This window comes from Paraliobacillus sp. JSM ZJ581, assembly GCF_044383835.1.
Classification (GTDB): domain Bacteria; phylum Bacillota; class Bacilli; order Bacillales; family Amphibacillaceae; genus Paraliobacillus.
On the sequence record NZ_JBISEP010000001.1, the window covers coordinates 41,826 to 67,083 of the forward strand.

At 34.2% G+C, this 25,258-nt stretch carries 33 protein-coding genes and 1 pseudogene; 26 read left to right on the forward strand and 8 right to left on the reverse strand.

The features are described 5' to 3' along the window. The first annotated feature begins 22 nt into the window (after positions 1–22). The 7 genes from ACH6CY_RS00240 to ACH6CY_RS00270 all read left to right on the forward strand — a co-directional run bounded on the left by ACH6CY_RS00240 (position 23) and on the right by ACH6CY_RS00270 (position 4,141). Complete coding sequence (locus ACH6CY_RS00240; protein ID WP_374065185.1) at positions 23–271, forward strand: DUF2584 family protein; 249 nt, start codon at positions 23–25, stop codon at positions 269–271. A 269-nt stretch (positions 272–540) separates the two neighbouring features. Next, positions 541–1,077: a VrrA/YqfQ family protein gene (vrrA, locus tag ACH6CY_RS00245; protein ID WP_374065186.1), complete on the forward strand. Its 537-nt coding sequence runs from the start codon at positions 541–543 to the stop codon at positions 1,075–1,077. 69 nt (positions 1,078–1,146) lie between these two features. Then, positions 1,147–2,106: a peptide-methionine (S)-S-oxide reductase MsrA gene (gene msrA, locus ACH6CY_RS00250; protein ID WP_374065187.1), complete on the forward strand. Its 960-nt coding sequence runs from the start codon at positions 1,147–1,149 to the stop codon at positions 2,104–2,106. A gap of 192 nt (positions 2,107–2,298) precedes the next feature. Continuing rightward, on the forward strand, positions 2,299–2,502 hold the full coding sequence (locus ACH6CY_RS00255) for a DUF6501 family protein (protein ID WP_374065485.1): 204 nt from the start codon (positions 2,299–2,301) through the stop codon (positions 2,500–2,502). 64 nt (positions 2,503–2,566) lie between these two features. After that, a complete protein-coding gene (locus ACH6CY_RS00260; RefSeq protein WP_374065189.1) occupies positions 2,567–3,112 on the forward strand; it encodes a histidine phosphatase family protein in 546 nt (181 codons plus the stop codon). A 92-nt stretch (positions 3,113–3,204) separates the two neighbouring features. Continuing rightward, the gene (locus tag ACH6CY_RS00265) at positions 3,205–3,444 is read left to right on the forward strand and encodes a ferredoxin family protein (RefSeq protein ID WP_374065190.1); all 240 of its coding nucleotides are present in this window, start codon (positions 3,205–3,207) and stop codon (positions 3,442–3,444) included. 88 nt (positions 3,445–3,532) lie between these two features. Continuing rightward, a complete protein-coding gene (locus ACH6CY_RS00270) occupies positions 3,533–4,141 on the forward strand; it encodes a transglutaminase-like domain-containing protein (protein ID WP_374065191.1) in 609 nt (202 codons plus the stop codon). A gap of 114 nt (positions 4,142–4,255) precedes the next feature. Here the strand turns inward: ACH6CY_RS00270 and ACH6CY_RS00275 are convergent, their stop codons facing one another. Then, a complete protein-coding gene (locus ACH6CY_RS00275; RefSeq protein WP_374065192.1) occupies positions 4,256–4,534 on the reverse strand; it encodes an acylphosphatase in 279 nt (92 codons plus the stop codon). 141 nt (positions 4,535–4,675) lie between these two features. On the opposite strand from ACH6CY_RS00275, the gene ACH6CY_RS00280 reads away from it, so the two are divergent. The 11 genes from ACH6CY_RS00280 to ACH6CY_RS00330 all read left to right on the forward strand — a co-directional run bounded on the left by ACH6CY_RS00280 (position 4,676) and on the right by ACH6CY_RS00330 (position 13,094). Continuing rightward, positions 4,676–5,653 (forward strand): P1 family peptidase, encoded by a 978-nt coding sequence (locus ACH6CY_RS00280; protein ID WP_374065194.1) that lies wholly within the window; start codon positions 4,676–4,678, stop codon positions 5,651–5,653. A gap of 88 nt (positions 5,654–5,741) precedes the next feature. After that, the gene (locus ACH6CY_RS00285) at positions 5,742–6,668 is read left to right on the forward strand and encodes a peptidase U32 family protein (protein ID WP_374065195.1); all 927 of its coding nucleotides are present in this window, start codon (positions 5,742–5,744) and stop codon (positions 6,666–6,668) included. Between the two features lie 16 nt (positions 6,669–6,684). Beyond that, positions 6,685–7,917, forward strand: coding sequence for a peptidase U32 family protein (locus ACH6CY_RS00290; RefSeq protein WP_374065196.1), 1,233 nt, complete (start codon positions 6,685–6,687; stop codon positions 7,915–7,917). A gap of 104 nt (positions 7,918–8,021) precedes the next feature. Then, positions 8,022–9,557, forward strand: a complete 1,536-nt coding sequence (locus ACH6CY_RS00295; protein ID WP_374065197.1) for an FAD-dependent oxidoreductase — start codon at positions 8,022–8,024, stop codon at positions 9,555–9,557. 1 nt (position 9,558) lies between these two features. Beyond that, a complete protein-coding gene (locus ACH6CY_RS00300) occupies positions 9,559–10,323 on the forward strand; it encodes an alpha/beta fold hydrolase (protein WP_374065198.1) in 765 nt (254 codons plus the stop codon). A gap of 97 nt (positions 10,324–10,420) precedes the next feature. Continuing rightward, positions 10,421–10,771, forward strand: coding sequence for a DUF2200 domain-containing protein (locus ACH6CY_RS00305; protein ID WP_374065199.1), 351 nt, complete (start codon positions 10,421–10,423; stop codon positions 10,769–10,771). A 155-nt stretch (positions 10,772–10,926) separates the two neighbouring features. Further along, positions 10,927–11,163, forward strand: a complete 237-nt coding sequence (locus ACH6CY_RS00310; RefSeq protein WP_374065200.1) for a DUF2316 family protein — start codon at positions 10,927–10,929, stop codon at positions 11,161–11,163. 237 nt (positions 11,164–11,400) lie between these two features. Further along, a complete protein-coding gene (locus tag ACH6CY_RS00315) occupies positions 11,401–11,574 on the forward strand; it encodes a hypothetical protein (protein ID WP_374065201.1) in 174 nt (57 codons plus the stop codon). A 185-nt stretch (positions 11,575–11,759) separates the two neighbouring features. Continuing rightward, positions 11,760–12,392 carry an HAD family hydrolase gene (locus ACH6CY_RS00320; protein ID WP_374065202.1) on the forward strand — a complete coding sequence of 211 codons (633 nt, stop codon included), beginning with the start codon at positions 11,760–11,762 and terminating at the stop codon, positions 12,390–12,392. Positions 12,393–12,520: 128 nt separating this feature from the next. Beyond that, positions 12,521–12,730, forward strand: a complete 210-nt coding sequence (locus tag ACH6CY_RS00325) for a hypothetical protein (protein WP_374065203.1) — start codon at positions 12,521–12,523, stop codon at positions 12,728–12,730. A 220-nt stretch (positions 12,731–12,950) separates the two neighbouring features. Next, positions 12,951–13,094 (forward strand): hypothetical protein, encoded by a 144-nt coding sequence (locus tag ACH6CY_RS00330; RefSeq protein ID WP_374065204.1) that lies wholly within the window; start codon positions 12,951–12,953, stop codon positions 13,092–13,094. 181 nt (positions 13,095–13,275) lie between these two features. Here the strand turns inward: ACH6CY_RS00330 and ACH6CY_RS00335 are convergent. Then, positions 13,276–14,852: pseudogene (locus ACH6CY_RS00335) on the reverse strand (DUF4158 domain-containing protein); the annotation flags it as partial. A 145-nt stretch (positions 14,853–14,997) separates the two neighbouring features. Here ACH6CY_RS00335 and ACH6CY_RS00340 point away from each other — a divergent pair. Beyond that, on the forward strand, positions 14,998–15,573 hold the full coding sequence (locus ACH6CY_RS00340) for a recombinase family protein (RefSeq protein ID WP_374065205.1): 576 nt from the start codon (positions 14,998–15,000) through the stop codon (positions 15,571–15,573). Between the two features lie 484 nt (positions 15,574–16,057). Here ACH6CY_RS00340 and ACH6CY_RS00345 read toward each other — a convergent pair whose 3' ends face one another. The 3 genes from ACH6CY_RS00345 to ACH6CY_RS00355 are packed head-to-tail and all read right to left on the reverse strand — an operon-like array spanning position 16,058 to position 17,938. Next, a complete protein-coding gene (locus ACH6CY_RS00345) occupies positions 16,058–16,699 on the reverse strand; it encodes an ABC-2 transporter permease (protein ID WP_374065206.1) in 642 nt (213 codons plus the stop codon). Further along, positions 16,680–17,561 (reverse strand): ABC transporter ATP-binding protein, encoded by an 882-nt coding sequence (locus ACH6CY_RS00350; protein WP_374065207.1) that lies wholly within the window; start codon positions 17,559–17,561, stop codon positions 16,680–16,682. The genes ACH6CY_RS00345 and ACH6CY_RS00350 overlap by 20 nt, the downstream gene beginning before the upstream one ends. After that, on the reverse strand, positions 17,558–17,938 hold the full coding sequence (locus ACH6CY_RS00355) for a GntR family transcriptional regulator (RefSeq protein WP_374065208.1): 381 nt from the start codon (positions 17,936–17,938) through the stop codon (positions 17,558–17,560). Before ACH6CY_RS00355 ends, ACH6CY_RS00350 begins: the two co-directional genes overlap by 4 nt. 570 nt (positions 17,939–18,508) lie before the next feature. Here ACH6CY_RS00355 and ACH6CY_RS00360 point away from each other — a divergent pair. The 5 genes from ACH6CY_RS00360 to ACH6CY_RS00380 all read left to right on the forward strand — a co-directional run bounded on the left by ACH6CY_RS00360 (position 18,509) and on the right by ACH6CY_RS00380 (position 21,331). Continuing rightward, on the forward strand, positions 18,509–18,967 hold the full coding sequence (locus ACH6CY_RS00360) for a hypothetical protein (protein WP_374065209.1): 459 nt from the start codon (positions 18,509–18,511) through the stop codon (positions 18,965–18,967). 6 nt (positions 18,968–18,973) lie between these two features. Further along, positions 18,974–19,660, forward strand: a complete 687-nt coding sequence (locus ACH6CY_RS00365; RefSeq protein ID WP_374065486.1) for an AAA family ATPase — start codon at positions 18,974–18,976, stop codon at positions 19,658–19,660. 25 nt (positions 19,661–19,685) lie between these two features. After that, positions 19,686–19,970: a 5-methylcytosine restriction system specificity protein McrC gene (locus ACH6CY_RS00370; RefSeq protein ID WP_374065487.1), complete on the forward strand. Its 285-nt coding sequence runs from the start codon at positions 19,686–19,688 to the stop codon at positions 19,968–19,970. A gap of 62 nt (positions 19,971–20,032) precedes the next feature. Further along, complete coding sequence (locus ACH6CY_RS00375) at positions 20,033–20,185, forward strand: PH domain-containing protein (RefSeq protein WP_374065488.1); 153 nt, start codon at positions 20,033–20,035, stop codon at positions 20,183–20,185. A gap of 150 nt (positions 20,186–20,335) precedes the next feature. Continuing rightward, on the forward strand, positions 20,336–21,331 hold the full coding sequence (locus tag ACH6CY_RS00380; RefSeq protein ID WP_374065210.1) for a tetratricopeptide repeat protein: 996 nt from the start codon (positions 20,336–20,338) through the stop codon (positions 21,329–21,331). 460 nt (positions 21,332–21,791) lie between these two features. Here ACH6CY_RS00380 and ACH6CY_RS00385 read toward each other — a convergent pair whose 3' ends face one another. Beyond that, the gene (locus ACH6CY_RS00385) at positions 21,792–21,947 is read right to left on the reverse strand and encodes a hypothetical protein (RefSeq protein ID WP_374065211.1); all 156 of its coding nucleotides are present in this window, start codon (positions 21,945–21,947) and stop codon (positions 21,792–21,794) included. 158 nt (positions 21,948–22,105) lie between these two features. On the opposite strand from ACH6CY_RS00385, the gene ACH6CY_RS00390 reads away from it, so the two are divergent. Beyond that, on the forward strand, positions 22,106–22,330 hold the full coding sequence (locus ACH6CY_RS00390) for a hypothetical protein (protein WP_374065212.1): 225 nt from the start codon (positions 22,106–22,108) through the stop codon (positions 22,328–22,330). Beyond that, positions 22,327–23,235 (forward strand): glycosyltransferase, encoded by a 909-nt coding sequence (locus ACH6CY_RS00395; RefSeq protein ID WP_374065213.1) that lies wholly within the window; start codon positions 22,327–22,329, stop codon positions 23,233–23,235. The genes ACH6CY_RS00390 and ACH6CY_RS00395 overlap by 4 nt, the downstream gene beginning before the upstream one ends. Positions 23,236–23,582: 347 nt before the next feature. On the opposite strand, the gene ACH6CY_RS00400 is transcribed toward ACH6CY_RS00395, so the two are convergent. Continuing rightward, positions 23,583–24,776: an MFS transporter gene (locus tag ACH6CY_RS00400; RefSeq protein ID WP_374065214.1), complete on the reverse strand. Its 1,194-nt coding sequence runs from the start codon at positions 24,774–24,776 to the stop codon at positions 23,583–23,585. Further along, complete coding sequence (locus ACH6CY_RS00405; RefSeq protein WP_374065215.1) at positions 24,777–25,157, reverse strand: MerR family transcriptional regulator; 381 nt, start codon at positions 25,155–25,157, stop codon at positions 24,777–24,779. It abuts the gene before it with no gap. Between the last annotated feature and the right edge of the window lie 101 nt (positions 25,158–25,258).

The following is a 25,258-nucleotide window of genomic DNA, read 5'->3' on the forward strand; positions in this document are numbered from 1 at the left end:
TATATAAGTTGGAGGGAAAACAATGACCGTACCTTTTTCAATCGAATGGAAGCTTGTAACTGGAGGCAAAGAACAGCGTGTGCAGGATAAAGAGAATTTTTTCTCGATTGTATTAGACGGCTATCAATTATTTCCTATGGAAGAGCGGATTGAAATTCAAAGAAGTCAGTCCACTGATCAGATTGGATTTGGAAAAGTTGTCGAATTAACATGGAAAAATAACCAAACGATTTGCACCTACCAACTTCTTTCGTTACATAGTGTCAATTAGTAACAAGTAGAAGTGCGAAGTGTGGCTTTTCCTGCGCTTGCCCGGGAAATAGTTAATTTGTATGAAAAACATATTCCATTAAACATTATCGGAATAACCTCATTTGATAATTAAGAATTATCTAGAGGTTATTCCGATTTTTTATGGTTGAATTCACGCATAATAAAAGAAATTTGATAGATATTTATTGGATTATCACATAGCCTACACTTTTTTTTGGGTCTTACGTACACTAACATAGAAGTATTTTTATGAAATGAGGGAGCGATATGTTTCCACCGTTACAAGGAAGACCACCAATACAACCAAATGTACCGCCGATGAACATGCAAGGCTTTCAACAGTGGGGAGCAATGCCCGCAACCTATCAACCTACTACTGTAGCACCAAGAGGTGGATTACAAGGTATCATTCAAAAATTGTTGCCTTCTCAATTAGGAAGTCAATTACCTGCAGCTACTACTGGTGGTGGAGGAATAACCAACACATTATCAAACATTCAACAAATTTTAAAAATGACGCAATCTGTTACACCGATTATTCAGCAATATGGCCCGATAGTGAAGAATCTCCCGACAATGTTATCCCTATTAAAAGCTTTTCAAGAAGTGGATGGCGAGGAAGAAGCGGAAGAAGATACTGCAAGTGAAACAGACGAAAGTAATGAGCAAATTAATGTAAATACAAACGAAGAAATAGAAAATAAATCTCCTGTTAAAACAAATAATGAAAATATCTATTTAATTGAGACAGATAAACCTGGAATGAATCAATCAAACGGATCAAAACCTAAGCTCTTTATTTGATATTGCAATTTAATCTAACTACAATAGACGTAATAGTTATAGACTATAATTTGTTAGGAGGAATCTATTTTGGATCAAGAATTTGCTTTAGCTACATTCGCCGGGGGATGTTTTTGGTGTATGGTTGAACCATTTGATGAGCAGCCTGGAATTGAAAAAGTTGTATCCGGATATACTGGTGGACATACTGAAAAGCCAACCTATGAAGAAGTATGCTCAAATACAACTGGACATGTCGAGGCTGTTCAAATTACTTACCAACCCGATATTTTTCCATATGAAAAGTTACTAGAACTTTTTTGGCAACAAATTGATCCAACTGATTCAGGTGGACAATTTAATGATCGTGGTGAATCTTATCAAACTGCGATTTTTTATCATGATGATACACAAAAACAGTTAGCTATGGCGTCTAAGGAATCACTAGCTCAATCTGCTAAATTCAATAAACCAATTGCTACAAAAATTTTACCAGCCAAAACTTTTTATCCCGCTGAAGAAAAGCATCAGGATTACTACAAGAAAAATGCGTTTCATTATCAATTATATAAAAAGGGATCGGGAAGAGAAGATTTTATTCAACGGCATTGGAAACAGAAGCATACAAAAGCAGAGCTGAAACAGATGCTTACTCCAATTCAATATCACGTTACCCAAGAAAATGGAACAGAACGCCCTTTTCAAAACGAGTATTATAATTTAAATGAAGATGGTATTTACGTTGACGTTGTTAGCGGTGAACCTTTATTTTCATCAAAAGAGAAATATGATGCGGGTTGTGGTTGGCCAAGCTTTACTAAACCACTCAATCGCATGCAATTAAAAGAGAATTTAGATACATCTCATGGTATGAGAAGAATTGAGATTCGAAGTAAAGATGCTGATTCTCATCTTGGCCATGTATTTGATGATGGCCCAATTGATCAAGGAGGCATGCGATATTGCATGAATTCAGCAGCAATGCGCTTTATTCCAAAAGATAAGCTTGAAGAAAAAGGATATGGACAATATCTATCACTATTTGATTAATACAAGAAGAGCTACCTGATAGGTGGCTTTTTGGATTAACTATAACCCAAAGCAACTAACCTAGTTTTTTAGCAAAAATATTAAATGAGGGTAAAAATTAGACGAATAATTAGAGTTTGACTTATTTTTTTATGTTTTTCGTGCTAAAATAGAAATGTACTAGTATGAGAGAGAGAAAGAGGGTGCATAATGGTGATACACCAAACTTGGGACAAGTCTAAAACAATTAAAAAAGTAACGTGTGTTCATGCGGATGCGAAAAAGTTTGTCGTTCATCATGTACTGACACCAGGAAAAGTATATGATGTAAAAAATGAAACAGACGAATTCTATTTTATTATAGATAATACGAATCGTATTGGCGGATTTAAAAAAGAATATTTTGTAGAACAATAGATAATAGAAAACCGATCAGGAACAGGTTAAATAATGATACCCTCTTCACATAGGAGATGATTTAGTGAAACAACTAATTTTGATTCGACATTGCCAAGCAGAAGGACAACATATGGATTCTCCTTTAACACAGCATGGCGTTAATCAAGCGCATCGTTTAGCATTATTTTTGGAAAACAATGATTGGAGAATTAATCGAATCATCTCTAGTCCATTTATGCGTGCAATTGAAACGATAAAACCTTATGCTGCAGCACAGCATATTCCTATTGAGAAAGATGTTCGTTTAGAAGAAAGAGTCTTGAGTAATGAACCAATAGACGATTGGTTAGATGTGTTAGAATTATCATTTCAAGATTTTGATTTTTCCTTATCAGGTGGGGAGTCATCCAACGATGCATTGCAAAGAGGGTTAGCAGTAATAGATGAATGCTTACAAGATCAATCAAATGATTGCGTAGCTATTGTTACACATGGAAATCTATTAAGTGTTATATTATCTCATTATTCCGATGATTTTGGTTTTAATGATTGGAAAACATTGATGAATCCAGATGTTTTTTCACTCGAATTTAAAGATGAGATGTGTCAGGTTCGTCATATTTGGTAATACAGATAATCAAAGTAACCAATTTTTATTTGGGTAGAATTACTTCGTTGTGGTAAGATATAAATTAGTTATTTTTGAAGGAGGTATTTTTCTTGGCTTTTGTAATTGCATCACCTTGTATTGAAGAAAAAGCAGGCGAATGTGTAGAAGTTTGCCCTGTCGATTGTATAGAAGAAGGAGAAGATATGTTTTATATCGATCCTGATATTTGTATTGACTGTGGCGCATGTGAAGCAGTTTGTCCAGTAGAGGCAATCTTTATGGAAGATGAAGTTCCAGAAGATGAGCATGAATATATTGCACTTAATCGTAAATTCTTTGAAGAAAAATAAACTGATCTATCAAAAAGTCGCGTATGTATTAACGCGACTTTTTTTCAAATAGAAAAGTTATTATAATTCATTTAAATGGAGGGTACTAATGAAGTTAGTTTGCGAATCTAATTTGATCAAAGATTATTTAGAAGAAACAAAAGAAATTAATTACTCTAACTTTAAAATACAAGAAATAATCAATGAATTATTTCAGCCATCTCAATCAGAAATTGAAAAGGCTGAGACAGCTTTTCAATTCGTAAGAGATCAAGTCAATCACTCTTGGGATGTTAAAGGGGAACGGGTAACGTGTAATGCTTCTGATACTCTAAATTATAGAGAGGGTATTTGTTATGCCAAATCAAACTTGTTAGCTGCTTTATTACGTTCACAAAATATACCTACAGGTTTTTGTTACCAACGTTTAATGTTATTTGATAAACCAGAGAAAGGTTACTGTATTCACGCTTTAAATGCCGTTTTCTTGAGCTCAAGAAAAAAATGGATTCGAATAGATGCGCGGGGAAACAAAAAGGGAATTGATGCACAATTTTCAATTGACAAAGAAAAGTTAGCTTTTGTTGTCAATGAAGATATGGATGAAAAAAATTATCCATTAATTTATGTCAATCCTCATCCCAAAACAATTTCTACCCTTAAGAACCATACAAATGCAATTGAAATGTATAGATATCACTTACCGACATATTTATAGCTAGCTGGCGGTTAGAGAAATTGTTAACCCTTACTATGCTTAACAATTAAATTACTAAATACTATTGTTTCAATTTTAGAACTAAGAATGGTTCATTAGTTATAAAATGTATTACTATCGAACTTCAAACGACGTATAACCTTTTAAGTCATCATAAGAATTTACATCTACATGATCAACGTGAATAAACCGTCTGGGCCCTTTTTTTATCAAATCAACAAATTGATCAACAATTTTTGATTCACCTTCTGCTTCTATTTCAACTGTTCCATCGGATAAGTTTCTGACCCAACCAGTTAACCCCATTTCGGTTGCTTTCATTTGCGTCGTATATCGAAAACCAACCCCCTGAACCATTCCGCTTACAATCATATGTGCTCGGATTGTGCTCATTTAATCACCTCAAAAATATTGTTATTATTCTATTTACCATATAAGATGAAATCAAACTAGTAAATTTAATATTTGTGTCCATTTTAATTATATTAAAATTAAAAGTAAATGACCATAAAAACTGGAAGGAGTAGTTGAGCGATGCTACAAGAGATTTCAATCAATAAAATTAAAGGGTTCTCTATTGGTCATGCGCAATATCAAGAAGCTGCAACTGGATGCACGGTGATCATTAACAAAAATGGGGCAGTAACTGGTGTTGATGTGAGAGGTGGATCTCCAGGTACACGAGAAACAGACTTATTAAAGTCAGAGAATCTTGTTCAGGAAACACATGCCGTTTTTTTAAGTGGTGGTAGCGCATTTGGTTTGGGTGTAGCAGATGGTATTATGCGATATTTAGAAGAGAGAGAAATAGGTTTTGATGTTGGTGTTGCACGTGTTCCAATTGTACCTGGTGCTATTTTATTTGATCTAACATTAGCTGATGCTTCGATTCGACCAGATGCCAGTTTAGGTTATCAAGCATGTCTTAATGCGGAAACAATGAAGGAAGTAACGAATGGTTCGATTGGCGCTGGGACAGGAGCAACGGTAGGGAAGTGTTTAGGTCCTACTTTTTCCATGAAAGGCGGCTTAGGTACATTTGCAATAAAAATTGGTGAGCTCCAAGTCGGTGCTGTGGTTGCTGTTAATAGCTTTGGAGATATTTTTGATCCGAAAGAAAATCAAATAATTGCAGGTACTTATGATCGAGAAAATGATCAATTACTACATACGGAAGAACAATTATTGTCACAATTAGATAAACAGACAAATCGTTTTTCTACAAATACATCAATTGGTACGATTATTACCAATGCAAAAGCAACAAAATCTGAAATGAATAAGCTTGCAAGTATGGCACACGATGGATTCGCTAGAACGATGCGTCCTTCCCACACTCTTGTGGATGGTGACACTATTTTTGCAATGACATCAAACGAAGTCTCGGTTGATCTCAACATTGTAGGTATGCTTGCCGTACAAGCAATTGAGCGAGCAGTTATTAATGGAATCAAACATGCACATGCTGTAGATGGGCAACCAAGCTATAAAGATATTATCAAAAACAAATAAAAAAGTATGTTTAATTGTGATATTTGTCACGGAAAAAATTTAATTTTAATTCATAATAAACAGTAGACTGCAATTTTGAGGTGAATTTATGGGAAGTCTTTATCAACCAGAGTTAATCGCTACCGCTAGAGATATGAATGAAGTACAAAAATTAATTGATGTTGGTGTAGATGCGATTACGATTGGTCATCAAAACTACGGATTACGTGTCACTGGTGATTTTTCAATCGAAGAAATAAAAACAGCAACGATGTATTGTCATCAAAATGATACGAAAATATATATTTTGACCAATGCTATCTTTCACAATGATATATTAGAAATCTTACCAACGTATTTAAAGGAATTAGAATCTGTTAAAGTCGACGGGATTATTTGTGGCGATCCATCCATTTTTATGATTGTCTCAGCATATGAGATTAACATACCTATTATCTGGAATCCTGAAACATTAGCAACAAATTATGAAACATTAAATTATTGGCATCAAAAAGGGATTAGTCGTGCTATTCTATCAAATGAATTAGCGATGGATGCAATTAAAGAAATAAATGAACAGGTTACATTTCCTGTTGATATTCAAGTGCACGGAATGACTTGTATTTTTCAATCAAAACGAAAATTAGTAACAAATTATTATAATCATATTGATAAATCGTACAACAAACAACAACTCATGCATATTACCCAAGGAAAAGAAGAAGATACACATTATCCGATTTTTGAGGATGTTAATGGTACGCATATTATGAGTAATGAAGATTTATGTATGATTGAGCATTTACCTTTATTATTAGAGGCTAAAATCCAAGGTTTCCGTATTAGTGGCATATTGAAGTCTGTTGATTATCACGTGCAAATTACTCAATTATACAGAGAAGCAATTGATACGTATTTACATGATCCAGCTCAATTTGAGTTAAAAAAAGCAGGGTTTAAACAACGTATTTATAGTATACAACCAGAAGATCGAAAATTAGGAACTGGATTCTATTTCAAGGAACAGATCTATTAGCTAGAGGAGTATTATCATGACTGACTTACAAACAAAAACAAAGCCAGAGCTACTTGCTCCAGCAGGGAATTTAGAAAAACTAAAATTTGCAATTCATTACGGTGCAGATGCAGTATATATCGGTGGTAAGCAATTTGGTCTTCGTTCCAAGGCAGGAAATTTTTCGTATGAGGATATGAAAGAAGGCATCGCTTTTGCTAGAAAATATGGAGCAAAAGTGTATGTAGCGGCTAATATCATCGCGCATAATGAAAATTTATCAGGAGCAAAAGATTATTTTAAAAAGTTATACGAGGTCGGGATTGATGCAGTAATTGTTGCTGATCCAGCTTTAATTGCAGCTTGTAAAGAAGCTGCACCTAATCTTGAGATTCATATTAGTACGCAAGCATCCATTGCGAATTGGCGTACAGTAGAATTTTGGAAAAGTGAGGGTATTCCTCGTGTCGTATTAGCTAGAGAAGTTTCCTTAGAAGAAATAAAGGAAATGAAAGAAAAAGTTGATATTGAATTAGAAGCCTTTATTCACGGAGCAATGTGTATATCCTATTCGGGACGTTGTGTATTATCTAATCATATGACAGCACGCGATGCGAACAGAGGTGGCTGTGCCCAATCTTGTCGATGGAAATATGATTTATTTGAAGACGGAACAGATGGATCAGAAAACATTTCCGAACAATCAGATGAGTCCTATACAATGAGCTCACAAGACTTAAGCATGGTTGAACATATGCCAGATTTACTAGCTGCAGGTGTAGATAGCTTAAAAATTGAAGGTAGAATGAAAAGTGTTCACTATGTTGCTACAGTGGTCAACGTGTATCGTAAAGTTATAGACACATATTTTGAAGACCCTGATCATTTCGAAATGGATCCAGAATGGGTTGATGAAATATGGAAAGCTGCACAACGTTCATTAACGACTGCATTTTACTATAATGAGCCAACGGAAAAAGATCAATTATTCGGTAGACCAGCGCGTATTCCGAAATACGATTTTGCAGGGCTTGTATTAGATTATGATGAGACAACACAGATCGCAACGATTCAACAACGAAATAGTTTTGGGGTTGGTGATGAAGTAGAATTTTTCGGACCTAACTTTTATCATTTCAAACAAACAATTAAAGAAGTTTGGGATGAAAATGGTGAACCGATAGATCGAGCGAAACATGCCATGATGATTACTAAAGTAAAAGTAGACCAACCATTAAAATATTATGATATGATGCGGAAGCGTAAATAGTAAATCATGAAAAACTCTTTTTATACTACGGTGTAAAAAGAGTTTTTTGTATGCCTATGTACCAGTACGTTCATAATAAATAAAAAGATGGAGGTTTTCATGAAATGACAATGAAAAAAGAGTCATACTGGTACAATACACATATCGCATCATTTCCACCTATTTCAAAAGATATGCAAGCGGATGTTACAATCGTTGGAGGCGGTATTTCTGGCATAACAACAGCCTATTTGTTAGCGAAAGAAAACATAAATGTTGTACTAATCGAAGCTGATCAGTTAATTAGTGGAACAACAGGACATACAACAGCTAAGATCACCGCACAACATGGACTGATTTATGATGAGCTAATCCAGCATTTTGGAAAAGAAAAAGCAAAACAATATTACACCGCACAAGTTCAGGCACTACAACAGATAAAAAAACTAATCAACGAACATCAAATTTCCTGTGATTTTTCTGAAGAAGATGCATACATCTACACAAATGATGATAATTATGTAAGTAAACTAAAAAGTGAAGCAAATGCCTATCAGGAATTAGATATACCTGGATCATTAGTTACACACATGCCGTTAGATATTCCAATGAAGCTTGGATTGAAAATGGATAAACAAGCACAATTTCACCCAGTTAAGTATCTTGCTTCACTTGTTAATGAATTATCAAAAAATAATAACATACGTATTTTTGAACAAAGCCCTGCTACGGATATACAAAATAGTGAATCCGATCAACCTATCGTGATAACAAAACAAGGGAATGTTATACAATCCAGACATGTTGTAATTGCTTCACACTTTCCTTTCTATGATATGAAAGGATTATATTTCGCTAGAATGTATCCTGAACGCTCCCATTTGATTGCTGCAAAAACAAAACAGAAGTACCCAGGCGGTATGTATATTAGCGCTGAACAGCCTATAAGATCCGTTCGAGCAACAAATTCACATGATGATCAAGAAATCTGGCTTTTTGGTGGAGAAAGATATCGTACAGGTCATGCGAAACAACAAAAAGAAGCTTTTCATAAATTAGAGGCATTCGCAAACCAACATGTAGTTATTGACACATTTATCAACCAATGGGCAGCACAGGACCTAACAACAACGGATAAGGTACCTTATATCGGTAAACTATGCAAATCAACACCGAATGTGTATATTGCTACAGGTTATCGAAAATGGGGAATGACAAACGGCGCTATTGCCGCTCAATTAATTACTGATGACATTTTAAATAAACAAAACCCAATGAGCGATCTTTTCTCACCGCAACGTTTTCATAGTGACCCAGATATTAAGAAGCTTATTTCTATGAATGCTACTACAGCAAAGCACCTTATTGCCAGCAAACTAGCCATACCAATGAATAAAATTGACGAACTCAAAGCAAATCAAGCTACCACAATATTAGCTGGTATAAATAAAATAGGTGTTTATCGCGATGAGGCAAGTGACTTACATGCAATTGATACTACCTGCACCCATATGGGATGTGAAGTAACATGGAACGGAAATGAACAGACATGGGATTGTCCTTGTCATGGATCGCGTTTTTCTGTAACTGGAGAAGTACTAGAGGGTCCAGCCACTAAGCCTTTAAATCCATATGACACATCGGAATTAGAGGATCACTAATATGCCATTCGTTAATTTAAAGCATGCACATCTATTTTATGATAAATGGGGCAACGGGGAACCAATATTGTTTGTCCATCCACCTGGTTTAGGAAGGCTAGTTTTTCAATACCAAGTAGAATTAGCAGATCATTTTCAGTTAATTATGCCTGATCTTAGTGGGCATGGTGAATCGGTTTCTAAGTTGAGTCAGGAATCTACACTTATTGATCAGTATGTAGAAGAGATCAAGCACATAATGGAAGCGGAAAATTTAAAAAAAATCATTCTTTGCGCTTATTCAGCTGGTGGTGTCATAGCACAATCCTTCACGATAAAATATCCGGATATGGTAAAAGCATTAATTATTTCTGGAGCTTACCCCAAAGTAGATACGTTGGGGTTAGAGTGGATGTATCGAATAGGTGAAGGGGTTATTATAAAAAACCCAAACAGATTAGCAGAGATTTTAGCATATAGTAATGCAAACAATGAAGAAGATGAAGAAAAATTATATCAACATATGTTAAAGACTGATCCAGTAATATGGCTGCGTTTTTATTTAGATACCCAACATTATAATCAAGTGAACCAAATTCCGTCAATCCAATGTCCAACATTACTAATATACGGCGAACGTACGTTTTGGATTCATCACCATAAACTATTTTATAAAGAACAAACTAATATGTATATCGCATTTGTAGACGATGCATTTCACCAAGTACCTAGCAAAAATTATATCGCATTTAATCATTTAGTAAAGCAATTTATTAACAACCTTTAATTTACTGGATTTAAGTATTGCATTAACAATTATGTCTAAGGTTATCTTCAACATCTATGTGTGATAGAATGAAGAAAAACAATTGAGGATGTGTATCATGGCAAAACACAAGATTTATACAATGAGTTTCGCTAGTGTGTATCCCCATTATATTAAAAAAGCAGAGAGAAAAAGACGTTCAAAAACCGAAGTCGATGAGATCATTCGTTGGTTGACAGGATACAGTCAGGAAGGTTTAGAGACACAGTTGGATAGACAGACAGATTTTGAGACATTCTTTTCCGAGGCTCCTCGTTTAAATCCTTCACGAACGCTGATAAAAGGTGTGATCTGTGGCGTTCGAGTAGAAGAAATCGAAGAGCAAACGATGAAGGAAATTCGCTATTTAGATAAACTAATTGATGAATTAGCAAAAGGAAAAGCAATGGAGAAAATTTTACGAAAATAAATAGTTGAAATAATGAAGGATCAGACTCTTATCGCCGACACTCGTCGACATCAAAGGTCTGATCTATTTATTATGTTTTTGAACCGAGCGACACACTATTAGTAAAAAATAAATAGTTGGGAAAAATGAATATAACTAAATGTGGAGGTGAAAAAATGAGTTTAGATCCTAAGCAAAAAAAGCATGTCGCAAAAGAGCTAAGAGAAAATTTTAAGCATGCTGGACTAACACCAGAAGTCATTCAGGCTGATTTAGCCTTTGGTCATGAGAAATATGAAGAGACGATAAAACTAGGTCCTACCTCTGATGAAGAAGCGGTAGAGCGTCTACGTAATTATCTGGAAGAGAAGTTAGAGGAGCAGGGCAAGAAACCATATAGTAGTTCTCATTAAGACTAGGAAATAGTGATATTATTTAGTTATGCGCTTGATACCTCAAACAGACAACAATGTCTTTTGCATGTATCAGGTGCTTTTTGTATATACTTTTGTCTCATAATTAGCTGACCTTCATTTTATAGGCAGGAAGAGGAAGCTATTTTTTTACATACAAAACATTTTGTGATTGTAAGCGTTTCCTTAATGTGGTATTATGTAATAGTAAACTATAATTTATAGGTGGATTGTAATATGAAGCAGTATATTTTCTTGTTAAATACACATCTTAATCCAATAGAGGTTAAATTTGAAGCAGAAGGAATGCTTGATGCACTTACACAAGCAAAAGAATTCGTGAAAAAAACAATGAAAAATCATTCTTCCGAGATAGATATTCAATTTAAAGGGACGGTATATTTAAATTAGATGATGTAATCAAGCAAAATAAAGGTGTCTAATACTTTCTTTTTGAAGGAGTTAGGTACCTTTTTTCGTTTTTATTCGATTCATTTAGATTTTTTATAGTAAAATGTAGATGAACAAATAATCTTATAATCATTACATGCGCATTATCGGAAAAAATCAACGCCTATTGATAAAGGAGAATTTTAATGGATAGTATTATTTTTGATTTAGATGGTACTCTATGGGATTCAAGGGAAACTATAGTTACTGCATGGAACGACGTACTAAATCAATATCAAATTGACAAAGAAATAACAAAAGAGGATTTAAAGCAAGTATTGGGTCTACCATTTGATGAAGTTAGTAAAAGACTGTTACCGGATGTAGATAAGGAAGTAGCAGAAAAAGTCTTAAATGATAGCTGCGAAGTTGAAAATGCTTATTTAATTAAGCAAGGTGGCCAATTATACGATGATGTAGCGTCCGTATTAAAAGCACTATCAAAGAGGTACAAGCTCTACATTGTAAGCAATTGTCAAATAGGTTATATCGAAGCTTTTTATCAGTACCACGATTTAGGAAAGTATTTCTGCGATTATGAAAATCCCGGAAGAACGGGACTTTCAAAAGGAGATAACATTAAACTAATTGTCGAAAGAAATCAGTTAAAAAACCCTGTTTATGTAGGAGATACAGATGGTGATCAAAAATCATCAGAATATGCTGGAATTCCTTTTATTTATGCAAGATATGGATTTGGAGAAGTAAATCGGTATGATTATGCTATTGATAAGTTTAAAGAACTATTAGATGTCATTACGTATATAAAAGATAAATAAATTGATGTAACGAATGGTCTTGGATCATGTTATAATAAACCGGTTAGGATACTCACAATTTTAACCTAATATGAAACGGATGCAATTAACAGCCTCCGCCTAGTAATAAAATATGGAGGTGTAAGAGAATGAATAAACGCTGGACCATTGATAAAATTAAAGCATTTGTTGAAAACAATTCAGAAAGTAAGCTATTAACAACGGAATATCACGGTTTTTCTCAAAAGTTACTATTTAAATGTTCTTGTGGTAACAATTTTGAAAAAAGCTTTACGAAGTTCAAAAATAATAACCAAAGAAAATGCGATGTATGCCAACCACCTAAAGCATCACGTTAAATGTATATCAAAATTTAAAAAAACTAACTTCAACCATTAGAAGTTAGTTTTTTTAAGTCCAACTGCTCCTTCTAATTGTCAAACGAAACAACTGATGAAATACGATGTCGTTGGCATTTTCACCTTACTCATTTTTATAAAGTTCCAAAAATACTAGCTAATAACCTATACGAATGATAATTTATTTCATAAACTATGACAAGTAAGGGAGGGGAGATTAATGCCGTTTTTTGGACCCCGTATTGTTCGCCCAATACCAGTATATCGACGTGGTTTTAGACGTGGATTTGGAGTTGGATTTGTACCGGGATATGCACGTGGTTTTCGGCGAGGATTTAGACGCGGTACATTTGGACCGTTCTAAAGAAATTGAATCAATGGTCAGCCCCTTTTTATCGACATTTGTCCATATGAAGGGGCTGACTTTTCATTTTATTAATACTTATACAAAAAGTGCATCCCAATTGATTGCTTCAATTATCACGCATTGGGGCACCTTATGCACCTCATTCATTTCCGGAATTTAAGAATGGAAAAGAGTTAAGGTTAAGGCTGTTGGTTCTCTCCGTCATATAATCTTCGAATGATAAACTAACTGACAATCTCGTATTCTCCTTCGTTTGGTTCCATGTATCTTCTGAAAACAAATATTCCTCAAAATCTCTATACTGTCTGCTGCCAACAATGGAAACATTTCCTGCCCGAACATGCTCCCGAAGTTCTGTTAATACAGCCATTTCGTAGTAATGACGATTGATTGTTGTACCATCATCTTCGTATAAATGCTTTTTCCAGCGTTTTGAAATAAAATCAATAGGTGAGTCATCAGGCACTTTTCGCTTTCCAGATTCGTTCATTCCTCGGATAATCTCTACAGCTTGTAAAAGTGACTCATTTGCCTTTGTAGAATGAAATTCCAATATCCTTAATAGTGTTGGCGTATATTTTCTAAGTGAATAAAATCGTTTTTGCAGTAAGTCTAAATAATCATAGTCGGCAGGACGTGCAAGCTCTTGGGCTTCTTCCACCGAAGAGCCAAAAAATTCCATTCAATAACAGATTCTAAAACCTCAAAAACGTCTAATTTTTCCTGTTTTTCTTTAATTAAGTCTTGTCCGATGTTAGTAAAGTGTATAACCTTCTCATTCAGCTTCTTACCGTTTTGTTTCTGAATTTCTTCTTGAGCCTTACGGCCTTTTGATAACAGACTAAGTATTTGTCTGTCATGAATTTCAAAAGCTTTATCCGTTAATTCCTGTGTAAGATGTAATAAATAGACGGTTAATATCGAATATCGTTTATTGTCACGGAATGCATAAGGCTCATATCTTGAACCCAAGCGAGAAAGTTGTAACAGGCGATTGCGATGCAAATGACTAATTTGTACCGTTTCTAATTCCATTCCCCGTATGTATTCGAGTCGTTCTATTACTTTTAGAAATGTTTCGGGTGAAGGGTGACCGGGTGGTTCCTTTAACCAACCCAATATTGTTTTATTGGATTCTGATGGATGCTGAGAAGTAATAATCTCTTCAAGTTTTTCCTTTTGCTCATTTGTAAGAGATTGACTCACCGTATTAAATAGCTTCTTTTCAGCCATTGTCCTTGCCTCCCACACCATTCTCTCAAGTGTAGTGAAAGCAGGCAGAATGATTTTGTTTTTTCTTAGAAAATCTATGCATTCATGTAGCAGATGCATGGTATCGCCATTTTCCAAAGCTAATTGATGAAGATGCTTAAATGTCGATCGATATTCTTTTAGAGTAAAGGTTACAAAGGCGTATTCACTTCGAATTTCTTTCAAATGATCCCAAAGTGTATTTTCTCTTTGTGGATAAAGACTAAACGAAGATGGAGTGGCACCAATTTGTTTCGATATATAATGTATGACCGAATCTGGGATGTTTTTGATATGAGTGTATGGCCAACCGGGATACCGGAGAACAGCTAATTGAACGGAAAACCCTAAACGGTTTTCTTCTCTCTTTCGTTTATTTATGATTTCTAAATCTCGTTTGGCAAAAGTGTAGTAAGTTCCCAGTACCCAATCATCTTCAGGAATTTGCATTAGGGTCTGTCGCTGTTCCGGTGTAAGCAATTCCCTACCTCTTGCAATTTTCATACAGTATCAACTCATTTCTGTAATTATTCGGTTAATCAGTTTAATTATATATCAATAGAGTACCCTATTGATACAAGAGTAATAGACTGGTAAAATCATTGTTAGGGGTGTCTCACAAGACTTGTCTCAAAAATGAGGTGATATTTTGCGAAAAATCGGTTATATACGTGTCAGTTCAACTAGTCAAAATCCTTCAAGGCAATTTCAGCAGCTGAACGAAATTGGAATGGATATTATATATAAAGAAAAAGTCTCAGGAGCAACAAAAGAACGGAAACATCTTCAAGAAATGTTAGAGGATTTACAAGACGGTGACACCATATATGTTACAGACTTAACCCGAATCACACGCAGTACACAAGATTTATTTGAATTGATCGATGAAATTCGGGAGAAAAAAGCAAGCCTAAAGTCATTAAAGGATACATGGCTAGATTTATCAGAAAACAACCCATACAGCCAATTCTTAATTACGGTAATGGCTGGTGTTAACCAATTAGAGCGAGATCTTATTCGAATGCGACAACGTGAAGGGATTGATTTGGCTAAGAAAGAGGGAAAGTTTAAAGGACGTTTAAAGAAGTATCATAAAAATCACGCAGGTATGAATTATGCGGTAAAGCTATATAAAGAGGGAGAAATGACTGTAAATCAAATTTGTGAAATTACAAATGTATCTAGGGCTTCGTTATATAGAAAGCTATCGGAAGAGAACAAATAACGATTCCTTATTCCATTAAAGGACCATAGTATAAAGTAACCCTTTTAATGAAAAATAGATTTCTATGTTAAATTTTAAAGGAGATTGTAAAAATGTGTATTTATAACAATGGCCAGAATAATCAAAAATGAGCAACGTCTATTCAACGTTGCTTTAGTTATGAAGCGTATTTTGATAGAATTCCAGTCCAAGTTTATGACTTTGTAGTACCTAGATACGATAGCTTTACTCTTTTCAAGTCACTTTATCTAGCTAATCTGTGTTGTTTTCGATTCCTTTACAAAGAAAAAGGTAGAAGTCATAAATCTTGTAGCTTCCTATTCTAATGTAGTACCTTTGATTTCTCAAGTTTACTATTTTCTATGATTTCTATAATACTTATATCCAAAATATACAAAGGGAAATAATACAAAAAGTATTACTATTGGTGTTGGTATAGTGGGCATATTCTTTTTCCTCCTATTTTGATAATATTTCTATGCAGTTATAATAAATCTTTTTTTGAATAAATCTTAATGGATGCAATCAAGGAAATACAAAAAATAGCGATTACAGCCACAATCAGTATCAAACATTTGGCTAACATAGACATTGCAGATAGTTCACTAAAATCGAGTTTGATATCTAAGTTTGATAGTGCCGGCAAGATAAATGGCGTTGCTACTATAACAATTGAGAAGAAATACTTTGTTCTTTCATAACCTAATTTATACTGTATGGGTGTATATACGCCAAATAATATTGTCGAAATCAGCAGAGCAGTAAGTATGCTTATTGGGGTAAGATATTCAATTTTAGACACGACCATTGCTAGTAGGGTATATGCTACATAGCAGTAGGCAAAAATCAAAAGAAGAAAAGCATATCTTGCCTTTATGAGCATGCTGCGAGGATATGGCGTACCACATAGTAACGCGGTAGCTTTAGGGTATTTCATTTCTACCATCGATACATACTGATAGAGCATAAATTCTGCAAAAATCACTGAAATTAGGAAGGCATTAAAACCTAAAAATTCAGGAATGCGAGCCATAATAAATAGTGGGATCGCACTTACTGCAAGCAACGTAAATAGTAAGTATTTCTTGATAAGGAGAATATCCTTTTTAACGAGATGTAGTAACATTATTTTTTGCCTCCTTTTCTATGTATCCAAGCATAATATCTTCAATTGTAGGTCTTTCAATCAGAATGTCGTGCATGTTTTTTTGAATCTTCGACAATTGATTGGTGATACCCGAAAAACCAAATTCTGTTTCTTGAATATTTAAGAACAAGTTTCTAGTTTCATCACTCAAATCCTTTATATCGCCTTTTACCAAACGGTGAGTGTCAATCAGCATATCCTTTTCTTCCCCAAATAAAATCCTGCCATTGTTGATGAGAATTAACATATCTGCAACTTTATCTAAATCAGAAGTGATATGCGTCGAAAAGAAAACCCCTTTTCCTCCTTGTTTCATATAATCTTTCAAGATTTCCATAAGCTGACTTCGGATTAAAGGGTCTAATCCACTTGTAGGTTCGTCCATTATCAATAAGTCTGCTTGATGGGAAATTGCTAAAGTCAATGAATATTTCATACGCATCCCCTTTGATAAGGTGGCAATCTTTTGGCGTGGGTTTAGGGAAAAGCGTTCCATAAAAGTTTTATAATCATGTTCACTCCATCTTGAATATGCAGGGGAAATAATGCTTGTCATTTCTGCCATTGACAATTCATCATAAAAGCCTCCATCATCCAAAACAATTCCGATACGATCCTTTAATTCCTTTTCATATTTGTTCATATCCTTACCAAATAATTTAATAGTGCCTGATGCTCTTGTTACAAGTCCAAGTATTGTCCGTATTGTGGTTGTTTTCCCTGCTCCATTGATACCGATAAACCCTGTAATGCAATCCTCCTCTAAGGAAAAGCTAATATCAGAAAGAGAAAAATCCCCATAAGATTTATTTAGCCCTGTTACTTCTAAAATGCTACTCATTGTCCATCCCCCTCATATAGAATATTCATCATTTCATTTAACTCTTCTTTAGTAATTTTCAATGTCTTTGCGGTTTGAATTAACTCCTGCATTATTTGCTCAACATGATGGCGTCTAGAGTCTCGAATCAGCTCAAGATTACCTGTAGAGACAAAAGTACCAATGCCCACTTGACTTGTGATAAAACCTTCTTCTTCTAATTCATCATAAACACGACGAATAGTAAGAACACTTACCTTTAAATCATGGGCAAAATTTCGAATAGACGGGAGAGGATCACCCTCACTAATTTCACCTTTGAAAATAGAATCTTTTATTTGATCTTTGATTTGCTGGTACAAAGGTTTATCGGATGTGTTTGAAATCAATATCTTCATTTTATTATTTTGCCTACCTTAAAATTGTAATGTGTATCTCCACAATGCACACTATATACTTAATTCACTCATTTGTCAATGTGAACTAATGCACTTAATAGGTGCGTTAATATAGTAAGAATTAATTAATATTAAATTTTAGATCTTCCGGAAAAGAATGCTTTAATGGAGTAACGAAAAAAGCCTAATTTCTCAGCATTTTTGAGAAATTAGGCTTTTAATATGAGAATTTCCTTAACGTTGTAAATCCGCATTTTCCTGACGCTACCCCTATTTACAAGGGATTCAAAACAGTATTGTACCAACAATAATCAATGTATGTAATATTAGTATCAATGACCATGAGAGAGCAGAATTATTAATTGAGTGTGTTATTCATGTTGCAAATAAATATAAGGAAAAGGAAAGATACAACGATTTATGGAAAGGGATAAAAGAAATTTTTGAATTTGTGCGTAATCCGAATGAGAACCCTTTAAAAGAGAAATTACTGAAAAACTAAAAGAAATTCATAACTTAGACTATTCACCAACAAATGATGCACTTGCAAATGAACAATTTCTGAGAGAAATGAACGTAGGCGACTATATTTTTATTAAACGTGGTAAAGAGGAATTAATTGCATATGGACTAGTTATTTCTGAGTATAAATATGATGTAGAAAACGGAGAACACCATTCGTTTAGAAATGTAGAATGGTTAAAAACGGGGAGATGGAAGACATCCGATTTGCCTATTAACACAAAGACATTAACAAATGTTAGTCCCTATGAAGAATTTGTTGAGCAGTTATTTAACCGATTACAAGTTAATGAAACGAAATCACCTTACACTTCAGAAGGGAATACAGTTATCCCTTATAACATTGATGACATTAAGGTTGACTTGTTTATTGATATAGAGAAAGTAGAAGATGCTATTGAGTCATTGTTTTATAAGAAAAACATTATATTACAAGGACCTCCTGGTGTTGGTAAAACATTTGTTGAAAAGCGATTAGCTTATCTTCATATGGGGAAGAAAGATTAGGAACGCATTGAAACTGTACAGTTCCATCAATCTTATTCATATGAAGAATTTATTTGCGGCTTCAAACCAAATGAGAATGGTAATTTTCAGCTTCAAGATGGTTTATTCTACTCTTTTTGTAAAAAAGCACAGAAGAAGCCAAATGAAAATTTCTATTTCATTATTGATGAAATTAATCGTGGTAATTTATCTAAAATATTTGGAGAAGTCATGATGTTAATGGAAGCTGATAAACGAGGAAAAGAACATGAAATTAAACCTGCTTATGGTTCAGAGGGAGAGAAGTTTTATATTCCAGAAAATGTTTATATCATTGCTACAATGAATACTGCTGACCGATCACTTGCTATGGTTGACTATGCATTACGTAGGCGATTTGCTTTTATTAATTTGGTTCCTGGTTTTCATACAGAATCATTTGCAACGTTTTTAAGAGGAAAAGGTATCAGCAATGGCTTTATAGAAAAAGTAATCACCTTTATGAAAGAAGTTAATAACGAAATTATCAATGATAATGTGAATCTAGGTAAAGGATTTGAAATAGGACATAGCTACTTTTGTCCAGATGGTGAAATAAAAGATGAGCAAGAGTGGTTTGATAGAGTTGTTCGGTTGGAAGTTGAACCATTACTAAGAGAATATTGGTTTGATCAGGAGGAGAAAGTTGATGATCTCATCCAACGACATCAATAGAATTCCCGTCAAAAACTTGTATTACATGTTAGTGTATGCTTGCGATCACCCTTACGAGAAGGATATTATTAGTGTGTATGATGAAGATGAGAAAGATTTATTAAACCTGTTAAGTAAGGTACTTTTAATAAAGGTAAAGGCATTAATTAAAAGAGGACTTTATAAAGAGTATGTGGAGAACAAAGAAAAGTCTAGTATTATTCGCGGGAAAATCCTTTTTAAAGAATCAATTCAGACTTTTTCACATAAAAGAGGAAAGATACACATTCTTGAAGAAGATATGTCCATGATATTCTCCATAATCAATTAATAAAAACAACGTTGTATTATTTATCTAGAAATAAAGAAGTAGAAAAGCAATATCGCATTGAAATGGGATTCAAGTTAGTTCGAGATACATTTATATTCACGGAGAAACGGTTAATCTTACTTGATCATCAGGGGGTAACGGGAAAGAAAACACGAATACATTCTATTAGCATGGATTCTATTTTTGATGTTACTATAGAAACTGCGGGAACATGAAAACAGAACTAAGATTAATAAATAAGAACAAGAACATTATATTTAAATTATAATCTATAAAAGCATTGTGAGCGCCTGTCACTACCCGTAATTTATCTGTTTCGACAAATTACGGGTGGTGACAGTGAACGTTAGAAGGGTGTCTTTAAAGTGGATTTGCAACAAGAATTAACTAAAAAGGGTTATACGATAGCTGCTGAACTTTTAGTAAATCTAACCTCAAGTGATCATTTTCTAGAAGATGTTTCTTTGATTTTAAAAGAATGTATTTCTTCAAAAAGTAATCTTCCTGATGATATTCTTATTTTGTACTCACAGTTAGTGCGCGTAACTACCTTTCAAGAGGAATACAAATCTATTTTATTACGTGATTTGGAAATTATATTATCTGAAATGATAAAACCAACAAGTGATCAAGCAGTAATCTATATCGATGAACAGGAAGAAGAGGAAGTTAATACCCTGTATCAAAAAGGTTTAGTAGGTAACGCAGATGCCCAGCTAGAACTGGGTCATTTTTATAAATCGATCGAGCGTGATGAATGGGCCTTTGACTGGTTCAAAGCAGCAGCTGATATCGGGAGTGCGGATGCTCTTTATTGGCTAGGTAATGATTATTTTGTTGGAACAATTGTGGAACATCATTTGGAAAAAGCTTATTTTTATTATAAAGAAGCTTCGAAAAAAGGACATGGGGATGCCCTAAACAATTATGCAGATATGTATTTGCGTGGGGAGTATGTGGATAAGGATGAAAAAAGAGCTTTAGAACTTTTTAAGGCAGCCGCCGATAAAGGCGTGCCAGAAGCAATGTACACTCTTGGCTATATGTATGAGAATGGTGTTGGGGCAGAAGCAGACATGGCAGAATCCAAACGATGGTTTACCGAATCCGCTATTTTTGGTGATGTGTTTGCAGCAAATCGCCTAGGACATGAGGCGGTGGAAAATGGTCTAGGGGATGAAGCGATATCTTGGTATCAAATGGCTGCTGATCGGGGTGACTCTTATGGAGAGTTTAATCTTGGTCTTTGTTATGAGAATGGGATTGGGACCCAAGTTAATATAAAAAAAGCTAAATATTGGTATCAAAAAGCAGCTTTAAAAGGTGATGATCAAGCAAAGCAGAGGTTGAAAGAGTTTTAAAGTTTACCTGCAGTGCCTGTCACTTACCGGTTTTTGTTAATTTAAACGGACAGATTAGTATATATAAGCAAAAAATGGGAGAGAACTGAGCTCTTCCATTTTTTCTTCCATTTATAACTTTCGAAATAAATCAATGAAGAAGCATTCCAATGTGTTATTGATCGAGAAGATGCAAATGAAGGGGAAACATTTGAGGTTGTTGGATATGCTCTATTATGTAAAGGTAAATCTAAATTGCAAAACAGAGGCAGTCGTCCATCGTTATCGACGTCACAACCTGAAGATGTTTATTGAAGACTTGTTGAAAAAGCTATTATAAAGGTGTGCATTAGAAAATCTGATTCAACAAATTGTGATAACTGTTAATGACGCATTGCTCATATATGATTTGAAACAGTGATTGTTATGAATCCTAATCATAAAGGGGAGTAGTATTGAACTGCACCCCTTTATGAAATTTTCACAAATTATCGGTATTTATTCTTGGATAATGCTGTTCAAGCATTGATGTAGCTCTTGCGTTTTTAGTGTGTCTATCGTTCTCTATTTCCTTATATGCGATCTCTGCCTTGTCCGTGTTCGAGTGCTCTGTTCTGTTTACATGCTTATCATTCATTTTTACACCTCCTATGAATAATATGTACAAGTTGGAGTAAAAAAATGAGCGAAACGAAGATACAACAATAGCTATTAGCCTTTTATTGTATTTTTCCTTTTAATTACTTTATAATGGTATCGATTAATAAAGTAGTCTGAAAAAGGGGAAATTGTACTTTGAAAACACTTATTATTACAGAAACATTTTTACCATCTATTGATGGAGTTGTGACACGTCTAACAGCAGCCATTAAACATTTTCGAAAATTAAATCATGAAGTCGTAGTAGTTGCTCCTGATTCAGGAGAGGTTTCATTGGATGATGTGACAGTGGAGAAGGTCAAAGCAAAAAAATATTTTTTTATCGTTATCGTCCGTTTGCTTTTCCATAAAGAAAAGTGAAAGATCTAATTTTAAAACATAACCCAGATCTAGTACATGTATTTAATCCAGCACTTCTTGTGGCTACAGGCGTATATTATGCAAAAAAACTAAGGTATCCTTTAATCGCTTCTTATCATACACATGCACCTAAATACTTGGATTATTATCCGTGGTATAAGCCCTTCAAACCACTTCTTTGGAGTTATTTTAGGAAACTACATAATATGGCATCGATTAACTTATGTACATCCAAAGCAGTTCAAGAAGAATTGGTGGAAAAGGATTTTAATAATGTACATTTATGGAAACGTGGCGTTGATGTTGATAAATTTAATCCGGATCATGCAATAGAAGAAATGAGACTCAAGTTGTCAATTGGTAATCCAAATAAGAAATTATTGTTGTGTGTTGGGAGATTGGCAGCTGAAAAGGAAATTCACAAACTTAAACCATTATTAGAAAAAAGTGAAGATGTACAGTTAGCAATTGTTGGGGATGGGCCAGCAAGAGAAGAATTAGAAGAAGTATTTATGGACGCAAACACAGTGTTTACAGGTTTTTTGCAAGGTAACAATTTAGCAGAAGCATTCGCGTCAAGTGATGCGCTGATTTTTCCGTCAGTTACAGAGACACTAGGATTAGTAATATTAGAAGCCATGGCTGCAGGATTGCCAGTAATTGCAGCAAAAAGTGGTCCAACAAAGGAAACAGGGGTTTATAAGCGAAAGGATTTTGGAGAAAAAGAAACGATTAATGGATTTACAGTCGGTAACGCTAATACACTTATTTTAGAATTATCTTTATTAGATGTTGAGTCAAATAATAATCGAGCTATGCGCATCAAATATATTCAAAACGGAGAAAAGAAAGAACAAATTTTAAAATCTAGTTTACTTGAAAATTTAAATACTAGTAACGATTAAGTTAGATAAATTTAAATCTTATCTCACTATCAAGAGTAAACTCATAAATGAGACAGAATTCATATTATTTCTTTATAACTTCCTATAATATATATTATGTAAACTAGAATATTTTAAAGTGTCGGTTCGATAATAGCTGATGAGTTTCTGTTCTTTCTACAGGCGGTTAATTATCTCCTTCATAATAAGCAGATCTTAATGATAGATTTTATTCCTCTCTTTTCATGTTCTGTCTTGTAAACCAACTCTATCGCAATAAAAAATTATGGCAATCAAATAAAAAGACTTGCAAATCATATATGATTTGCAAGTCTTTTGTGAAGAAGCTTATCTATATAAAGTTTTATTCATATCCGATACGTTATGAATTCGTTTTTTAGCGATCTTGCTTTTTTATTAGCAGTCCTATTAATAAAAGTAAACAGCATTAAAGCAATAAGAACTAATACTCCGCTTCCTATTCCAACAAAATTTACGGAACTTACGTTTATAACAACGCCTCCTATAAATGCACCTAATCCAATCCCTATATATAGAGCTGATGCACTAAATGATAAAACCATTTGAGCCTGTTTAGGATTTAAAGATATTAGAAATGAGTTAAGAGCCGGGTTCATACCAAATCCAGGGATTCCCCATAGTATCGCTATAATCGATACCATAATAATTGCAAATGTTGATGGACTTAGTAATGATAAAAGTGAGAATGCTGCTAATAATATTGCGAAGGTCCCAAGTGATAATTTTAAAGTTTTTGGTGCACCAATTTTATCAGTAAAGTAACCACCAACTAAATTCCCAAAAAGTGCTCCTATCCCAAATAACATGAGGAAAACACTGATGTTTTCTATATTCGTAATATCTGTAATGATTGGAGCTATATACGTATAAGTCATGAAGCCCCCAGTCGTGCCAATAACATTTACACATAATGTTAATAAAATAATTTTATTGAAGCCTTTTAACCGCTCTCTAATTGTTAATTCTGCTTCTCTTTCTATTTTAGGTAAGAATATTAAAACCCCTATAACAGTAACGAAAGATATCACCGCTACAAAAACAAAAGAATAACGCCAAGTGGAAAAATTGCCAATCCATGTACCAATAGGTGCTCCTACAACTAACCCGATAGTTATTCCTGCTAATATAAATGATAAAGCCTTGCCTCTTATTTTCTCAGATACTAAACTAGCAGAAGCTGTCATTGCTAAAGGAGTAAAGATTGCAGCAGATAAAGCAGCTAAGATTCTTGTAAAGAAAAGCATCTCAAAAGAAGTTACAACCGCGGAGAGTGAATTAGCAATTGCAAATATCAACATAGATATAATCAAAAGCGATTTTAAAGGTAAATTCATCATCAAAGTTCCAAAAAGAGGAGCTCCTATAGCATATGCAACAGCAAAAGCCGTTACCAGTTGCCCTGCTGCAGCAATTGTAACATTCAAATCGTCAGAAATATGAGGCAACAATCCAGCAATAACAAAATCATCAGTCCCAATGATAAATGTTCCAAGTACTAGTATAAGAAGCCGATAATTCACCTAATACCTACTTTCTATTTTATCTTTTTCTGTTTCCCAATAGTTTAAAAGTTTTTCTAATTGTTTTTCAATTTGTTGAAAGCGATGAAGCTGCTTGCGGACATTTTCTAATTTACTTGAGTAGAGTTCTACCGCTGAATGTGCACATCCATGATTTTCTGCAGTCTCAAAATAATCGCATGATATAACACGATATATTTCATCTGTATTCATTCCTAATCTTAAGAATAATTGAACAGCTTTTACTTTCTCAATGTCAGATTCATCAAATTCCCGATAGCCATTTTTTAAGCGATAAGGATGAATCAATTTTTTCTGCTCGTAATAACGTAACGAGCGGATACTTGTTCCCGTTTTCTTTGCCAATTCACTTATCTTCATCTTTTCCCCCCCTTTAATCATTTATTCAATACCATCATAAGGTATGACACGATGTCAGGGTCAACCATTTTTAATTACAGTGATAAAACAATTCAAATTAA

What these genes read in the sequence shown, in the direction of transcription:
- ACH6CY_RS00240 (WP_374065185.1), top strand. Translation starts at nt 23, where the DNA reads ATGACCGTACCTTTTTCAATCGAATGGAAGCTTGTAACTGGAGGCAAA.
- vrrA (WP_374065186.1), top strand. Translation starts at nt 541, where the DNA reads ATGTTTCCACCGTTACAAGGAAGACCACCAATACAACCAAATGTACCG.
- ACH6CY_RS00270 (WP_374065191.1), top strand. Translation starts at nt 3,533, where the DNA reads ATGAAGTTAGTTTGCGAATCTAATTTGATCAAAGATTATTTAGAAGAA.
- ACH6CY_RS00275 (WP_374065192.1), bottom strand. Translation starts at nt 4,534, where the DNA reads ATGAGCACAATCCGAGCACATATGATTGTAAGCGGAATGGTTCAGGGG.
- ACH6CY_RS00280 (WP_374065194.1), top strand. Translation starts at nt 4,676, where the DNA reads ATGCTACAAGAGATTTCAATCAATAAAATTAAAGGGTTCTCTATTGGT.
- ACH6CY_RS00285 (WP_374065195.1), top strand. Translation starts at nt 5,742, where the DNA reads ATGGGAAGTCTTTATCAACCAGAGTTAATCGCTACCGCTAGAGATATG.
- ACH6CY_RS00290 (WP_374065196.1), top strand. Translation starts at nt 6,685, where the DNA reads ATGACTGACTTACAAACAAAAACAAAGCCAGAGCTACTTGCTCCAGCA.
- ACH6CY_RS00295 (WP_374065197.1), top strand. Translation starts at nt 8,022, where the DNA reads ATGACAATGAAAAAAGAGTCATACTGGTACAATACACATATCGCATCA.
- ACH6CY_RS00300 (WP_374065198.1), top strand. Translation starts at nt 9,559, where the DNA reads ATGCCATTCGTTAATTTAAAGCATGCACATCTATTTTATGATAAATGG.
- ACH6CY_RS00305 (WP_374065199.1), top strand. Translation starts at nt 10,421, where the DNA reads ATGGCAAAACACAAGATTTATACAATGAGTTTCGCTAGTGTGTATCCC.
- ACH6CY_RS00310 (WP_374065200.1), top strand. Translation starts at nt 10,927, where the DNA reads ATGAGTTTAGATCCTAAGCAAAAAAAGCATGTCGCAAAAGAGCTAAGA.
- ACH6CY_RS00315 (WP_374065201.1), top strand. Translation starts at nt 11,401, where the DNA reads ATGAAGCAGTATATTTTCTTGTTAAATACACATCTTAATCCAATAGAG.
- ACH6CY_RS00320 (WP_374065202.1), top strand. Translation starts at nt 11,760, where the DNA reads ATGGATAGTATTATTTTTGATTTAGATGGTACTCTATGGGATTCAAGG.
- ACH6CY_RS00325 (WP_374065203.1), top strand. Translation starts at nt 12,521, where the DNA reads ATGAATAAACGCTGGACCATTGATAAAATTAAAGCATTTGTTGAAAAC.
- ACH6CY_RS00330 (WP_374065204.1), top strand. Translation starts at nt 12,951, where the DNA reads ATGCCGTTTTTTGGACCCCGTATTGTTCGCCCAATACCAGTATATCGA.
- ACH6CY_RS00345 (WP_374065206.1), bottom strand. Translation starts at nt 16,699, where the DNA reads ATGTTACTACATCTCGTTAAAAAGGATATTCTCCTTATCAAGAAATAC.
- ACH6CY_RS00350 (WP_374065207.1), bottom strand. Translation starts at nt 17,561, where the DNA reads ATGAGTAGCATTTTAGAAGTAACAGGGCTAAATAAATCTTATGGGGAT.
- ACH6CY_RS00355 (WP_374065208.1), bottom strand. Translation starts at nt 17,938, where the DNA reads ATGAAGATATTGATTTCAAACACATCCGATAAACCTTTGTACCAGCAA.
- ACH6CY_RS00360 (WP_374065209.1), top strand. Translation starts at nt 18,509, where the DNA reads ATGAACGTAGGCGACTATATTTTTATTAAACGTGGTAAAGAGGAATTA.
- ACH6CY_RS00370 (WP_374065487.1), top strand. Translation starts at nt 19,686, where the DNA reads ATGTTAGTGTATGCTTGCGATCACCCTTACGAGAAGGATATTATTAGT.
- ACH6CY_RS00375 (WP_374065488.1), top strand. Translation starts at nt 20,033, where the DNA reads ATGGGATTCAAGTTAGTTCGAGATACATTTATATTCACGGAGAAACGG.
- ACH6CY_RS00385 (WP_374065211.1), bottom strand. Translation starts at nt 21,947, where the DNA reads ATGAATGATAAGCATGTAAACAGAACAGAGCACTCGAACACGGACAAG.
- ACH6CY_RS00405 (WP_374065215.1), bottom strand. Translation starts at nt 25,157, where the DNA reads ATGAAGATAAGTGAATTGGCAAAGAAAACGGGAACAAGTATCCGCTCG.